The organism is Streptomyces lincolnensis (assembly GCF_021173675.1).
In the GTDB taxonomy this organism is placed as follows: domain Bacteria; phylum Actinomycetota; class Actinomycetes; order Streptomycetales; family Streptomycetaceae; genus Streptomyces; species Streptomyces lincolnensis_B.
Genome location: NZ_JAIHON010000006.1, coordinates 155427 through 168293, shown reverse-complemented (window position 1 = coordinate 168293; position 12867 = coordinate 155427). Strand labels below are relative to the sequence as shown.

Genomic DNA, 12867 nt, shown 5'->3' with positions numbered 1-12867 from the left:
CTGGGGCCATGACGACACCTCAGGAAGAGCTGCTCCCCGGCACACGGCGGGCGTTGCTGCACCGGATCGCCGTGGCCCAGGCCGAGGGGCGCGCCCCGTCACTGGTCGCGGCGGTGGTGCGGGGCGGACGAGCGGTGTGGCACGGGTCGCGGACATCGGTGGACGGACACGGGCCGGACGAGAACGTGCAGTACCGGATCGGCTCGATCACCAAGGCCTTCACCGCCGTTCTGGTCCTGCGACTGCGTGACGAGGGCGTGCTCGACCTCGGCGACCCGCTGGAGAAGCACGTCCCGGGCACCGGTGCGGGGGAGGCGACCGTCGCCGAGCTGCTCGCCCACACCAGCGGGCTGGCCGCCGAGTCGCCCGCGCCGTGGTGGGAACGCACTCCCGGATCCCTGCGCCCGGACCTCGCGGACGTCCTGGGGGAGCAGCCCTTCCTGCATCCGGCCGGTCGGCGCTTCCACTACTCCAACCCCGGATACACCCTGCTGGGCGCGCTCGTCGAGAAGCTGCGCGGGGCCCCGTGGGAGGAGGTGCTGCGCGGCGAGGTGCTCGAACCGCTGGGCCTCGACCGCACCACCACCCGACCGCAGGCACCGCACGCGGGCGGCTGGGCGGTGCACCCCTGGGCGGACGCCCTGCTGCCGGAACCGGTCGAGGATCTGGGCCGGATGGCGCCGGCCGGTCAACTCTGGTCCACCACCGGTGACTTGGCGCGCTTCGCCGCCTTCCTGGCGAAGGGGGACGACCGGGTCCTGGGTGCCGAGTCGCTGCGGGAGATGAGAACGCCGACGGCACCGTCCGCGACGGCTGATCTGTCGGCCGGGTACGCCTACGGTCTGGGGCTGGAGATCCGGCACCAGGACGGGCGGGCCCTGGTCGGACACTCGGGCTCCCTGCCCGGCTTCCTGGCCGGCCTCACCCTCAGCATCGCGGACGACGTCGCGGCCGTCGTGCTGGCCAACTGCACCTCGGGTCCGCTGGTGGCCACCGTGGCCGCCGATCTCGTCGGGATCGTGGCCGAGGCCGAGCCGCGGATCCCCGAACCCTGGCGCCCGCTGCCCGAAGTCGACGCGTCCGTGGTGGAGTTGGCGGGCCAGTGGTACTGGGGGACGCACCCGTTCGGCCTGCGGTTCACGGCCGACGGTCTCGTCAGCCTGGAACCCCTCTCCGGCAAGGGGCGCCGCTCACGGTTCCGGGCGAACGGCGACGGCACCTGGACCGGCCTTGAGGGGTACTACGCCGGAGAGCTCCTGAAGGCCGTACGGCGGCCGGACGGGTCGGTGAGCCATCTGGACCTCGGGTCCTTCGTTTTCACGCGTCAGCCGTACGACGACGGGGCTTCCGTGCCGGGTGGGGTGGATCCCGAGGGGTGGCGTGGCATCGGCTAGCCGTGCTCGCGTGGGAGGGGCCGCTGTTTCACGTGAAACAGCGGCCCCTCGTCCTGCGCGGCGTCCTGCAGTTCCGACGTGTCACAGCTGGAGCTTGAAGCCCACATGGGAGGCCGTGAAGCCGAGCCGCTCGTAGAAGCGGTGGGCGTCGGTGCGGGTGTTGTCCGAGGTGAGTTGCACCAGCCGGCAGTCCTGGCGGCGGGACTCGTCGATCGCCCACTCCATGAGCCGGGTTCCCAGGCCGCTGCCGCGCTCGTCGGCATGGACGCGGACGCCTTCGACGACCGACCGGGTGGCCCCGCGCCGGGACAGTCCCGGGATGACCGTGAGCTGGAGCGTGCCGACGATCCGGCCCTCGCGCACGGCGACGACCAGGTGCTGGTTCGGATCGGACGTCAGCCGCTCCAGGGCGGCCAGGTACGGGGTCAGGTTGTCCGGCGACTCCCGCTGGGCGCCCAGGGGGTCGTCGGCGAGCAGCGCGACGATCGCGGAGACGTCGTCCGTCGTGGCGGGGCGTATGTCGAGATCTCCCATGGTCGAACTCTATGGGGTAGCCGGTGTGACGCAGGCCGATAGTCGGCGTTTGCATATATAGAGCGTCTGCAATTATTGTGTGAGTGTTCAAAGCGCTCCTGCAATCGTCTGGAAGGTGTCCACCCCCATGCCGCTCGCGCTTCTGGCCCTGGCGATCGGGGCCTTCGGAATCGGAACGACCGAGTTCGTGATCATGGGCCTGCTGCCCGAGGTCGCGGGCGACTTCGGGGTGTCCATTCCCACCGCGGGCTTCCTCGTGACCGGCTACGCACTCGGGGTCGTCCTCGGCGCTCCGCTGATGACCGTGCTCGGCACCAAGATCCCCCGCAAGCGGATGCTCATGCTGCTCATGGGCCTGTTCGTCGCCGGCAATCTGCTGTCGGCGCTCGCGCCGACCTTCGCCGTCATGCTGATCGGCCGGGTCGTCGCCTCGCTCGCCCATGGCGCCTTCTTCGGCATCGGATCAGTCGTCGCGGCCGAGCTCGTCGCCCCCGACAAGAAGGCCGGCGCCATCGCGATGATGTTCACCGGTCTGACCGTCGCCAACGTCGTCGGCGTACCACTGGGCACCCACGTCGGGCAGTCCGTCGGCTGGCGCGTCACCTTCGGGATCGTCGCGGCCCTGGGCGTCGTCGGGCTGCTGGGCATCGCCAGGCTCGTCCCCGAGGTGCCCCGGGCCGAAGGCGTCCGCCTGCGTCACGAACTGGCCGCCTTCAAGAACGCGCAGGTGCTGCTGGCGATGGCGATGACCGTCCTCGGCTTCGGCGGTGTCTTCGCGGCCATCACCTACATCGCGCCGATGATGACCCACGTCGCGGGCTTCGCCGACGGGACGGTCACCTGGCTGCTGGTGCTCTTCGGCCTCGGCATGGTCGGAGGCAACCTCGTCGGTGGACGGTACGCCGACCGCGCCCTCATGCCCCTGCTCTACGCCTCCCTGGGCGCCCTGGCCGTCGTGCTCGCCCTCTTCACGCTCACCGCCCACCACAAGGTCCTGGCGGCCGTCACGATCACGCTGATCGGTGCCCTGGGGTTCGCCACGGTCCCGCCGCTCCAGAAGCGGGTCCTGGACCAGGCGCACGGCGCCCCGACGCTGGCCTCGGCCGTGAACATCGGCGCCTTCAACCTCGGCAACGCGCTCTCCGCCTGGCTCGGCGGCCTCGTCATCTCGGCCGGACTCGGCTACACGGCCCCCAACTGGGTCGGTGCCGCCCTCGCCGGCGCCGCCCTGCTCCTCGCCGTCCTCTCGGCTGCCCTGGAGCGCCGGGACCGCGTCTCCGGCGCGGTGGTCGCCCAGTCGGTGCCGACCGCGGCCGAGCAGCGGACCGCGACCGTCCGGCACTGAGTCGGCAACAGGAACGCGCTGGTCGTACGACACCAAGCGCCGGTTCCAGGAATCGCCGGTCCCCGGAAGCCCCGGGGACCGGCGTCGCCGTCTCGGGGCTGCCTCAGCCCGCCGCCACCGTCAGCGGGGCGAACCGTCGGCTCCAGTCCCCGGGCAGCTCCGGGATGCCGTACGTCATGACCGCGTTGAACGCGACGGACACGAGACCGTGCTCCTTGGCCCACGTCAGCAGCTCTTCGTGCCGTACGTCGATGTCGGTGCGCAGAGGGCGGTCGGTGCGGGCGGCGAGGGAGGCGAGCAGGGCTTTCGCCGTACGGGTGTCGAGGGCGATCAGCGGGCCCACGACGTGGGTGTCCATGTTGGGCCAGGCGGCCGCGTAGCCGGTGATCCGGCCGTTCCGCTCGGCGACGCGCAGCTGGTCGGCGAAGGCGGGCAGCCTGGTGATGATGGGGGTGCGATCGGCACCGAACACCTCCTCGTCGAGCCGGACGAGGGCGGCGAGATCCTCCGCGGTGGCCGCGCGCGTCGCCACCTCGGGTTCCGTCCCGTCCGGTGTGAAGCGACCGCGCAGCATCTCGGCCCGGCCGATGACCTTGAAACCGAGGTCCTCGTAGAGCGGGCGGCCGTTCGGCGTCGCGTGGAGGGTCAGCGGAGTGGGGCCCATCATCGAGACCACATGGCGCATCAGACGGCGTCCCACGCCCTGGCGGCTGTGGCGTTCGGCGACCAGCACCATGCCGATGGCGCCGAGGTCGGGGCGGCCCTGCGGTCCGTACTCGGTGACGACACAGGCCGCGGCCAGCCCGCCGTCGGGGGCGTCGATGCCGTAGCCCTTCCCGGCTGTGAGCAGGAAGCCCCACTTGTGCTCTTCGCGTGGCCACCCCCGGTCCTCGGACAGGTCGGCGCAGGCGGTGAGATCGCGAAGCGTCAGACGGCGGATGGGCAGAGCGATGGGGGAAGGTGTCGGCACGCAGGTCAGGCTGTCCGACGGGGGCCCTCGGCGTCCACCGGTTTCGTCGGGGAGAGGCAAGCTTTTGGCCAGCCATGGTCAACCCCTCACCTCGCGGACAGATGCTGGGCGTTGCCGGGTGTTTCACGTGAAACATCGGAAAACGCTGCCTGTCCGACCGAGGTCGGCGAGGAGCCGGGTGTGTGGCCCCGACAGGACGAGCCCTAGCCTCGACGGCATGGCGAGACTGCATCTCTTCGACCTCGACGGCACATTGCTCCACGGATCCAGTGCGCCTGTGGAGATATCCCGGCAACTCGGTCTGGAGGCCGAGACGGTGGCGCTCGACCAGGCCGTCGGCGCGGGGCTGATCGGGCCACCGGAGTACGCGGCGGAGGTGTACCGGCTCTGGGCCGAGCTGACCGAGGCCCATGTGGCGGCGGCATTCGACGGCGCTCCGTGGCTGACCCGGATCCGCGAGGTCTGGGAGGAGATCAGGCGGACCGGCGACTATTGCGCCGTCGTGTCGCTCTCCCCGTCGTTCTTCGTGGAGCGGCTCCTCGGCTGGGGCGCGCACGCGGCGTACGGGTCACGCTTTCCGTCCGTACCGTTCACCGAGCCCGTGGATCCTGCCGGTGTGCTCAGCGCGGCGGCCAAGGTGGGGATCGCCGACCGGCTGTGCGCGGAGTTCGGCGTCACACGGGCCGACTGTGTCGCGTACGGCGATTCGCTGTCGGACAAGGACCTGTTCGAGGCGGTGCCCCTGTCCGTCGCGGTCAATGCGGACCATCATCTGTCCGGTCTGTCGACCCATTCCTACATGGGCATGAACCTGTGGGAAGCCTATGAATTGGTGCGCCACGCCCGGTAATTGAGGGAATTCATGGTTCATCCCGCACTCTATTCGTGAGGGCAGAGGGGGGACTTGTGCGCGAAGCGCCGACCGGTAGGGTCGACTCCGGTTCGCGTCGGGGCGAGGTGCACATGCTGTGTCCCTGGTGTGGGCCGCAGCACGGGCCACGCAGCCTAACGGGACGGAGAGATCGAAGACCCGCATTTCCGGTTATGCGACCGAGGTGTCCCGGTCGGGTGGGACTCTGCGTGAGAGTACTGCGGCCAATGTCACACTCTCGCCTTACTTGTCCGTACGGAGCCGGAACACGGGTTGAATGTCGCCGCATTGGCTGTGGCACCGAACGAAAAGACACACCGTCTACGGGGGAAAGCAGGCACCTTCCGACCGAGGAAGTGCGTAGACCGACCGAAAGATGTTCGAGGCGAGGCACACCATGGACGCTCCGACCACTACGTCGGCCGACAACGGCACTTCAGGCGGCGGGGGCGGCTGGTTCACCCCGCGCAAGCAGCCGGCGACGGCTCCCGACGGCGAGCAGGAGGCACCGGAGGGCCGTCCTGAAGGGCGTCCCGAAGGCCGCCCCGAAGGACGTCGTCCGGCCGCGATACGCCCGGTGGGCAGGCCCGCGACGCCCCACGCGGCCCCCGAGACCGGCCCGCCGACGGAGTCCCCCACAGCGCCTCCCACGGCAGACGCCGCACGGCAGGCCACACCGCCCTCCGAGATACCGCCCCCACCGCCCGTCGCAGCGATACCGCACCCGGCACCCACCGCCACGACGCCTGCCCTCACCGCGGCGATACCGGCACCGATGTCAGCAGCCGCCCCCGGCCCCGGCCCCGCCCCCGGCAGCGCTCCCCACCTCCAGGCCCCACCCTCGCCCGCCGACCCGCGCGTCCCCGCCCAGCGCTCCGCCTCGTCCCAGGCCGCCGCGCCCGAGGCCACCGCGCTCCAGGCCCCCTCGCCACCCCTCTCGCAGAGCACCTTCCAGGACGCGTCCCCGGACGCCGTCCTCATCCGCCGGACCATGGCCGAGGTCGCCCCCGTCGCCGACAAGGTCACGTCGTACTTCTACGCGCTGCTCTTCGTGCGCCACCCCGACCTGCGCTCGCTGTTCCCCGCCGCGATGGACGCACAGCGGGACCGGCTGCTCAAGGCCCTGCTCACCGCGGCCGAGCACATCGACAACACCGAGGTCCTGGTCGCGTACCTCCAGAACCTCGGCCGCGGCCACCGCAAGTACGGCACCCGGGCCGAGCACTACCCGGCCGTCGGCGAGTGCCTCATCGGCGCGCTGAGCAAGTACGCCTCGGGGATCTGGACCGCGGAGACCGAGGCCGCCTGGGTCCGGGCGTACACGACGATCTCGCAGGTCATGATCGACGCGGCGGCCGCCGACGAACTGCGCGCCCCGGCCTGGTGGTACGCGGAGGTCGTCTCCCACGATCTGAGAACGCGGGACGTCGCGGTCGTCACCGTCCGACCGGACCAGCCCTATCCGTTCCTGGCCGGGCAGTACACGAGCCTGGAGACGCCCTGGTGGCCGCGGGTGTGGCGGCACTACTCCTTCGCCTCCGCGCCCCGCTCGGACGGCCTGCTGTCGTTCCATGTGAAGGCGGTGCCGACGGGCTGGCTCTCCAACTCCCTGGTGCACCGCGCCCGGCCGGGCGACATCCTCCGGCTCGGTCCGCCGGCCGGTTCGATGACCGTGGACCACACGACCGACAGCGGACTGCTCTGCCTGGGCGGCGGCACGGGGATCGCGCCCATCAAGGCACTCGTCGAGGACGTCGCCGAGCACGGCGAGCGGCGACGCGTGGAGGTGTTCTACGGCGCCCGCACCGACCTCGACCTCTATGACATCGACACGATGCTCCGGCTCCAGCAGTCCCACCCCTGGCTCTCGGTCCGTGCGGTCATCGACCAGCAGGCGCATGTCCAGCTCCCGGACGCCATACGCGACTACGGGCCGTGGAACGAGTTCGACGCCTATCTCTCGGGCCCGCCCGGCATGATCCGCAGCGGTGTGCACACGCTGAGGGACGTCGGGATCCCCTCCGAGCGGATACGGCACGACTCGGTGGAGGAGCTGGTCTCCGCGGGGTGACCGCGGCGGGCATCAGCCCAGGTCGGACGCGTGCAGGGCGAGGACGCCCTCGATGTTGCCGTCGAGGTAGTGGCGCAGCGAGAGCGGCACGAGGTGGACGGAGGCGATCCCCACCCGGGTGAAGGGCACCCGCACGATCTCGTACTCGCCGATGGGCTCGTCCACCTCGGGGCCGTGTCTGAGGGCCGGGTCCATGGACCCCAGACGGCAGACGAAGAAGTGCTGCACCTTCACGCCGGTCGCGCCGCCGTCCGCGCCGATGTGCTCGACGGTGTCGACGAAGCACGGCACCACATCGGTGATCTTGGCGCCCAGCTCCTCGTAGACCTCGCGGTGCAGGGCGTCGACGACGGTCGGGTCGGTCGGCTCGACGCCGCCGCCGGGGGTGAGCCAGTACGGGTCCATACCGGGCTTGGTGCGCTTGATCAGGATCAGGTCGGCACCGTCCAGCAGAACGGCGCGGGCGGTGCGCTTGACCACGGGTCGGACGGTCATGGGAGAAATGTGGCCCCGCTGGTTCCACGTGAAACATCGCGGGAGTCATCGAATGAACCCGGCTGCCGAACGGCCCTGACCGGGCTCAGCTCCAGTCGTCGGCGGCCCGCAGCAGCCACTCGTGGGCACGGGCGATGTGCGGCATCGCGAGGGTGCCGGTGCGCACCGCCAGGAAGTACGTCCGCAGGGGCGGCACCGCGGGATCGTGCAGCGCGACGACGTCACCGCGCCGCAGTGCGGAGGCGCACAGATAGCGGGGCAGTACGGCGAGCCCGGCGCCCGCGGCGGCGCAGGCGAGGACCGCGCGCAGGTCGGGCACGATGACGGTGCCCGGGGCGCCCGGACGGGAGTCGAACACGGAGGCCCAGTAGCGGGAGACGAAGGGCAGCGACTCGTGCACCTCGATCAGGGGGACGCCCTCCAGGGCGTGTGCGCCCTTGGCCGCCAGGACGCTCTCCAGCGCCCGCACCCCCTTGCGGCGCGTCTTCCCGGCACCGAGCAGCTCGGCCCAGCGCGGGGCGGCGACCAGGACGTGCTCCTCGTCGCAGAGCGGAGTCGCCGTGAGCAGGGCGCCGCGTGGACGGGCCGTGGTGATGGCCAGATCGTGATGCCCGGCGGACAGTCCCTCCAGCGCTTCCTCGGCGTTGCCGTAGGAGGCGCGCAGTGCGAAGCCCTGGCCGTCCTCGCCGGTCAGCTCGGTGAGCGCGGGTAACGCCCGTTCGGAGGTGAACTCGGGCGGACCGACCAGGTGCAGGGTGCGCAGCAAGGACTCGTCGTCCAGCCCGGTCTCGGCGATCTCCACCAGGGCGTCGAGATGTGGTGCCGCCTTGTGGGCGAGCTCGTCGCCGATGGTCGTCGGCGTCACTCCGCGGGCCTGCCGTAGGAAGAGAGGGCGTCCCAGCTGCCGTTCCAGGGTGCGGATCTGCGAGGTCACGGCCGGTTGCGACAGGCCGAGCAGGGCGGCGGCCCGGGTGAAGGAACCGGCCCGGTGCACCGTCACGAAGGTGCGCAGCAAGGCCAGATCCATGGCGTAGTCCTCCTCTTCCCTGCCCTTCTCCCGGCCCCGAGGCAGGGCCCAACTATAAATATGTCGATAGGTCTCTGTCGCTACTGTGATTGGACACTGACACAGAGTCAACTAGCCTTGTTTGCGCGGTTCTTAGCGCGCGGAACCGGGACGGTCCGAGCCACGAGGGGGGAGGCTCGGACCGTCCGTTGTACGTAGCCGGGCCGTCCGGAACGGCCCGGGAGCAGTCAGTCGGCCGACTCGTCCAGCGCCCGGAGCACGTCCGCCACCAGATCCTCGGGATCCTCGGCACCGACCGAGAAACGGATGAAGCCCTCGGGTACGTCGTCCCCGCCCCAGCGTCCGCGCCGCTCGGCCGTGGAGCGCACTCCGCCGAAGCTGGTCGCGTCGTCGACGAGCCGCAGCGCGTCGAGGAAACGCTCGGCACACGCGCGCGTGGGCAGCGTGAAGGAGACCACGCAGCCGTAGCCCCGCATCTGCTGCGAGGCCACCTTGTGCGAGGGGTCGTCGGGCAGGCCCGGGTACCGCAGCCCGCTCACCTCGGACCGCTTTCGCAGTGCCTCGGCGAGTACCAGTGCCGTCGCGTTCTGCCGCTCGACCCGCAGCTGGAGCGTGGCGATCGAACGGTGTGCGAGCCAGGCCTCCATGGGCCCGGCGATCCCTCCGGCGATCTTCCGCCACCGCCGTACGGCGGCCATGGCCTCGGTGTCGCGTCCGGTGACGTAGCCCAGGAGGACGTCGCCGTGCCCGGTGAGCTGTTTGGTGCCGCTGGCCACCGAGAAGTCGGCGCCGAGCTCCAGCGGCCGCTGCCCGAGCGGCGTCGCGAGGGTGTTGTCCACGGCGACCAGGGCGCCCCGCGCGTGGGCCGCCTCGGCGAGCCGGCGGACGTCGCACACGTCGAGCCCGGGGTTGGACGGGGTCTCGATCCACAGCAGCTTCGCGCCGTCGAGGACGTCGAGCTGGGCGTCGCCCGCGGTCGGCGCGGTGCGCACCTCGATGCCGTATGCCTCCAGCTGGGCGCGTACCAGGGGCATCGCCTGGTAGCAGTCGTCGGGCAGGACCACGGTGTCGCCGGCGCGCAGCTGGGAGAAGAGCACCGACGAGATGGCGGCCATGCCGGAGGCGAAGACGAGCGTCTCGACGTCGTCCCGCCCGGGCGCCTCCAGCTCGCCGATGGCGCGCTCCAGCAGGGTCCAGGTGGGGTTGTCGTCGCGGCCGTAGCCGTACGGCCCCGTCACCTCGCCCGGCAGGTGGTAGTGGGCGGCGAACACCGGCCCTGGCAGCGTCGGCTCGTGCTTGACCGGATCGGGCAGCCCGGCCCGCACCGCGCGCGTACCGTCACCGCTGCCGAAAGGCGCCGTATGCCCGCCCGTATCACTCATGCCGCCCGTCCCTCCAGGTCCTCGCGTATCGCGGCGAGGAGGCCCTCGCTCGCCGCCTCCACCATCTCAAGACACTCCTCGAAGCCGTCCATGCCCCCGTAGTACGGGTCCGGAACGTCGAGGTCGTCGCCCGCGGCGGGGTCGTAGGAACGCAGCAGCCGCACCTTCTCCGCGTCCCGCGCGGTGGGGGCCAGGCGGCGCAGCGCCGTGAGGTGGCCCGCGTCGAGGGCGATGACGAGGTCGAGGCGGGAGAACCAGGACGGTCGGAACTGCCGGGCGGTGTGCTCGCCGCCGTAGCCGTTGTCCACGAGGACCGCGACGGTGCGCGGGTCGGCACCGTCGCCCTCGTGCCAGCCGCCCGTGCCGGCGCTGTCGACCTCGACCCGGCCGTCCAGCCCCGCCTCCGCCACACGGGCCCGCAGGACCGACTCGGCCATCGGCGACCGGCAGATGTTCCCGGTGCACACGAAGCAGACGCGGTACGTCATGACAGGGTCAGTCCTCGTCGGGAAGGACGACGTGCAGCGCCCAGGCCACGATCGAGACGATCAGGCCGCCCAGGACGGCGGTCCAGAAGCCCTCGACGTGGAAGCTCAGGTCGAGCTTGTCGGCGAGCCACGAGGTCAGCAGCAGCATGAGCGCGTTCACCACCAGGGTGAACAGGCCGAGCGTCAGGATGAACAGCGGGAAGGTCAGCAGCTTCACGACGGGCTTGACCAGGAAGTTCACCAGTCCGAAGACCAGGGCGACCAGGAGCAGCGTCCAGACCTTCTTGCCGGTGCTGTCACCGGTCAGAGTGATCTTGTCCAGCAGCCATACGGCGACCGCCAGGGCGCCCGCGTTGGCGATCGTCTTGACTACGAAATTCTTCATGTGTCTGATCGTGGCAGACGAGATCGGCTACGAGCAGTGCGACAAGAGCGGACGAGGACGATGAAGGCATTCCGGCTGGACGAACTGGAGGCGGAGCGCGCCGCCAACGAGGGCGCCTACCTGCAGTTTCTACGGGAGCGGCACATGTCCGTCGGCCTGTACGCGCTCGACGCCGGCGAGCATGATCCACAGAAACCGCACAACCAGGACGAGGTCTACTTCGTTGTGAGCGGCCGCGCCGCGATCACCGTGGGCATGGAGACCACCCAGGTCGCACGCGGCAGCGTCGTGTATGTGCCGGCCGGGGTCGCCCACAAGTTCCACCACATCAGCGAGGACCTCAGGGTGATGGTGGTCTTCTCTCCGCCCGAGAGCTGACCTGCGGTCTCAGGGTTCCCTAGGGGATCAGTCAGGGGCCGACAAGGGCTGCGAGGCCCCCGCCGGACACCCTTCCCGCTCTAGCATCGAGTGCAGGACATCAGAAGATCCGGCACACGAAGTGCCGGACAGCGCACAGGTATCGGAGAGGTTGGGGCGATGCGAGAGATCTTCGCAGGACTGCCGTGGTGGATTAAGTGGGTCGCGGTGCCTGTCATCGCCCTGGTCGTGTTCGGCGGGCTGATAGCCAGCGTCGTCGGCTTCGTCATCGGACTGCTGTTCAAGGTGCTCGTCTTCGTGGCCCTCGTCGGCGGACTGGTCTACGTCGTTCGGAAGTTCACGACGAGCTCCTCGTCGCGCGGCGACTGGTGAGTGCCCGGGGAGAGCGGGGCGACCGGATGACCGGTCGGCGTGGGGCAACCGGCGATCGGTAACAGGAATCACCGGTTCCCTCGCGCGAGGGAAGTTTCCCCGGCAGGCCGTCTGCGAGCGGTGACAGACGGTTAGAGTCCGGAATTCGACGCGGGGACGACGACCCCCGTGAGCGGCGTACACCCTCTCTCCCGTGTTCCCCCGCACGGGCTGCCCCCCTCGCGCTTCGGGAGTGCCCCTTGGCCACGGCCGACACCGCATCCGCGGATTCCTCCCCACCCTTCGCGACGGGCCGCGCCGCCGTCCCGACCCCTCCCGTGCAGCGGCAGGCGACGTCGGCGGAGCGACCGGGTACGGAACCTTCCGCAACACCGCACTCCACCACCCTCATCGGGTCCGTGCAGCGCGCCATGCGCCTGCTGGAGGCCGTCGCCGAGCACGAACACGGAGCGCCCGCCAAACAGCTGGCCCGCGAGACGGGCCTGGCGCTCCCCACGGCCTACCACCTGCTGCGCACTCTGGTGTACGAGGGCTATCTGCGGCGCGACAAGGGCCTGTTCTTCCTCGGCGAGGCCGCCGAGCGGCTGGGCAGCAGCGGAGCCCAGCAGAAACGTCGCAGCGCGGTCGCCGAGACACTGGCCCTCTGGCGCGACGCCATCGGCGTCCCCGTGTACTACGCCATGTACCGCGACGGCGAGATCGAGGTCGTCTGTGTCTCCGACACCCCGGGCAATCCGGCCGTCGAGGAGTGGGCCGACTTCCGTGAGACCGGCCACGCACACGCCATCGGCCAGTGCCTGCTGGCCCAACTGGATGAATCCGCCCGCCGGGACCACCTCGACCGCTACCCCGTGCGGTCCATCACCCCGTACACGGTCCGCGACAGCCACAGCCTGCTCCGGCGGCTCGACCGCGTGCAGCGCATGGAGCCTGTGACGGAGCGGCAGGAGTACGCGCTGGGCACGGTGTGCGCGGCGATTCCGATCACGGTGGGTAACACGGCCGCGACGATGGCCATCTCGCTGCCCGCACACCAGGCCGACCGTCTGCCCGCCGCGACGCAGCAGCTCCAGGCCGCGATGGGGCGACTTCTGGGCTCGCTCGCGATCTCTATCAGTATCTGAAAACTCACTCCTTGTGATCTGTCGTGCACGT

Annotated in this window: 14 protein-coding genes; 7 read left to right on the top strand and 7 right to left on the bottom strand. The window is 70.6% G+C overall.

Features of this window, described 5'->3' with window-relative positions; all coding sequences use genetic code 11:
* Nucleotides 1-8: 8 nt before the first annotated feature.
* Nucleotides 9-1394 (top strand): serine hydrolase domain-containing protein, encoded by a 1386-nt coding sequence (locus K4B79_RS18430; RefSeq protein ID WP_232027825.1) that lies wholly within the window; start codon nt 9-11, stop codon nt 1392-1394.
* A gap of 81 nt (nt 1395-1475) precedes the next feature.
* Here the strand turns inward: K4B79_RS18430 and K4B79_RS18425 are convergent, their stop codons facing one another.
* Nucleotides 1476-1928 (bottom strand): GNAT family N-acetyltransferase, encoded by a 453-nt coding sequence (locus tag K4B79_RS18425; protein ID WP_232027823.1) that lies wholly within the window; start codon nt 1926-1928, stop codon nt 1476-1478.
* 127 nt (nt 1929-2055) lie between these two features.
* Here K4B79_RS18425 and K4B79_RS18420 point away from each other — a divergent pair, with 127 nt between their 5' ends.
* Nucleotides 2056-3273: an MFS transporter gene (locus K4B79_RS18420; protein ID WP_232027822.1), complete on the top strand. Its 1218-nt coding sequence runs from the start codon at nt 2056-2058 to the stop codon at nt 3271-3273.
* A 103-nt stretch (nt 3274-3376) separates the two neighbouring features.
* Here the strand turns inward: K4B79_RS18420 and K4B79_RS18415 are convergent, their stop codons facing one another.
* Nucleotides 3377-4243, bottom strand: coding sequence for a GNAT family N-acetyltransferase (locus K4B79_RS18415; RefSeq protein ID WP_232027821.1), 867 nt, complete (start codon nt 4241-4243; stop codon nt 3377-3379).
* Between the two features lie 217 nt (nt 4244-4460).
* On the opposite strand from K4B79_RS18415, the gene K4B79_RS18410 reads away from it, so the two are divergent.
* Both K4B79_RS18410 and K4B79_RS18405 read left to right on the top strand, forming a co-directional pair.
* Nucleotides 4461-5093, top strand: a complete 633-nt coding sequence (locus K4B79_RS18410; RefSeq protein WP_232027820.1) for an HAD family hydrolase — start codon at nt 4461-4463, stop codon at nt 5091-5093.
* 418 nt (nt 5094-5511) lie between these two features.
* Nucleotides 5512-7185 carry a globin domain-containing protein gene (locus tag K4B79_RS18405; RefSeq protein ID WP_232027819.1) on the top strand — a complete coding sequence of 558 codons (1674 nt, stop codon included), beginning with the start codon at nt 5512-5514 and terminating at the stop codon, nt 7183-7185.
* Nucleotides 7186-7197: 12 nt separating this feature from the next.
* Here K4B79_RS18405 and K4B79_RS18400 read toward each other — a convergent pair whose 3' ends face one another.
* The 5 genes from K4B79_RS18400 to K4B79_RS18380 all read right to left on the bottom strand — a co-directional run bounded on the left by K4B79_RS18400 (nt 7198) and on the right by K4B79_RS18380 (nt 10962).
* Nucleotides 7198-7680, bottom strand: a complete 483-nt coding sequence (locus tag K4B79_RS18400; protein ID WP_232027818.1) for an NUDIX domain-containing protein — start codon at nt 7678-7680, stop codon at nt 7198-7200.
* A gap of 85 nt (nt 7681-7765) precedes the next feature.
* Nucleotides 7766-8707, bottom strand: coding sequence for a LysR family transcriptional regulator (locus K4B79_RS18395; protein ID WP_232027817.1), 942 nt, complete (start codon nt 8705-8707; stop codon nt 7766-7768).
* A gap of 227 nt (nt 8708-8934) precedes the next feature.
* A complete protein-coding gene (locus K4B79_RS18390; RefSeq protein WP_232027816.1) occupies nt 8935-10089 on the bottom strand; it encodes a cystathionine gamma-lyase in 1155 nt (384 codons plus the stop codon).
* Nucleotides 10086-10577 (bottom strand): low molecular weight protein-tyrosine-phosphatase, encoded by a 492-nt coding sequence (locus K4B79_RS18385; RefSeq protein ID WP_232027815.1) that lies wholly within the window; start codon nt 10575-10577, stop codon nt 10086-10088. Before K4B79_RS18385 ends, K4B79_RS18390 begins: the two co-directional genes overlap by 4 nt.
* A 7-nt stretch (nt 10578-10584) precedes the next feature.
* Nucleotides 10585-10962 carry a phage holin family protein gene (locus K4B79_RS18380; RefSeq protein ID WP_232027813.1) on the bottom strand — a complete coding sequence of 126 codons (378 nt, stop codon included), beginning with the start codon at nt 10960-10962 and terminating at the stop codon, nt 10585-10587.
* A 60-nt stretch (nt 10963-11022) separates the two neighbouring features.
* Between K4B79_RS18380 and K4B79_RS18375 the strand changes: the two genes are divergently transcribed.
* The 3 genes from K4B79_RS18375 to K4B79_RS18365 all read left to right on the top strand — a co-directional run bounded on the left by K4B79_RS18375 (nt 11023) and on the right by K4B79_RS18365 (nt 12836).
* The gene (locus K4B79_RS18375; RefSeq protein ID WP_067436029.1) at nt 11023-11340 is read left to right on the top strand and encodes a cupin domain-containing protein; all 318 of its coding nucleotides are present in this window, start codon (nt 11023-11025) and stop codon (nt 11338-11340) included.
* 159 nt (nt 11341-11499) lie between these two features.
* Nucleotides 11500-11712, top strand: a complete 213-nt coding sequence (locus tag K4B79_RS18370) for a DUF5326 family protein (protein ID WP_232027811.1) — start codon at nt 11500-11502, stop codon at nt 11710-11712.
* A gap of 239 nt (nt 11713-11951) precedes the next feature.
* Entirely contained in the window at nt 11952-12836 is an 885-nt protein-coding gene (locus K4B79_RS18365; RefSeq protein ID WP_269463639.1) for an IclR family transcriptional regulator, read from the top strand.
* Nucleotides 12837-12867 lie beyond the last annotated feature (31 nt).

Bases quoted from the DNA above. Each gene is read 5' to 3' on its own strand.
- K4B79_RS18430 (WP_232027825.1), top strand. From the start codon at position 9: ATGACGACACCTCAGGAAGAGCTGCTCCCCGGCACACGGCGGGCGTTG.
- K4B79_RS18425 (WP_232027823.1), bottom strand. From the start codon at position 1,928: ATGGGAGATCTCGACATACGCCCCGCCACGACGGACGACGTCTCCGCG.
- K4B79_RS18420 (WP_232027822.1), top strand. From the start codon at position 2,056: ATGCCGCTCGCGCTTCTGGCCCTGGCGATCGGGGCCTTCGGAATCGGA.
- K4B79_RS18410 (WP_232027820.1), top strand. From the start codon at position 4,461: ATGGCGAGACTGCATCTCTTCGACCTCGACGGCACATTGCTCCACGGA.
- K4B79_RS18405 (WP_232027819.1), top strand. From the start codon at position 5,512: ATGGACGCTCCGACCACTACGTCGGCCGACAACGGCACTTCAGGCGGC.
- K4B79_RS18400 (WP_232027818.1), bottom strand. From the start codon at position 7,680: ATGACCGTCCGACCCGTGGTCAAGCGCACCGCCCGCGCCGTTCTGCTG.
- K4B79_RS18395 (WP_232027817.1), bottom strand. From the start codon at position 8,707: ATGGATCTGGCCTTGCTGCGCACCTTCGTGACGGTGCACCGGGCCGGT.
- K4B79_RS18390 (WP_232027816.1), bottom strand. From the start codon at position 10,089: ATGAGTGATACGGGCGGGCATACGGCGCCTTTCGGCAGCGGTGACGGT.
- K4B79_RS18385 (WP_232027815.1), bottom strand. From the start codon at position 10,577: ATGACGTACCGCGTCTGCTTCGTGTGCACCGGGAACATCTGCCGGTCG.
- K4B79_RS18380 (WP_232027813.1), bottom strand. From the start codon at position 10,962: ATGAAGAATTTCGTAGTCAAGACGATCGCCAACGCGGGCGCCCTGGCG.
- K4B79_RS18375 (WP_067436029.1), top strand. From the start codon at position 11,023: ATGAAGGCATTCCGGCTGGACGAACTGGAGGCGGAGCGCGCCGCCAAC.
- K4B79_RS18370 (WP_232027811.1), top strand. From the start codon at position 11,500: ATGCGAGAGATCTTCGCAGGACTGCCGTGGTGGATTAAGTGGGTCGCG.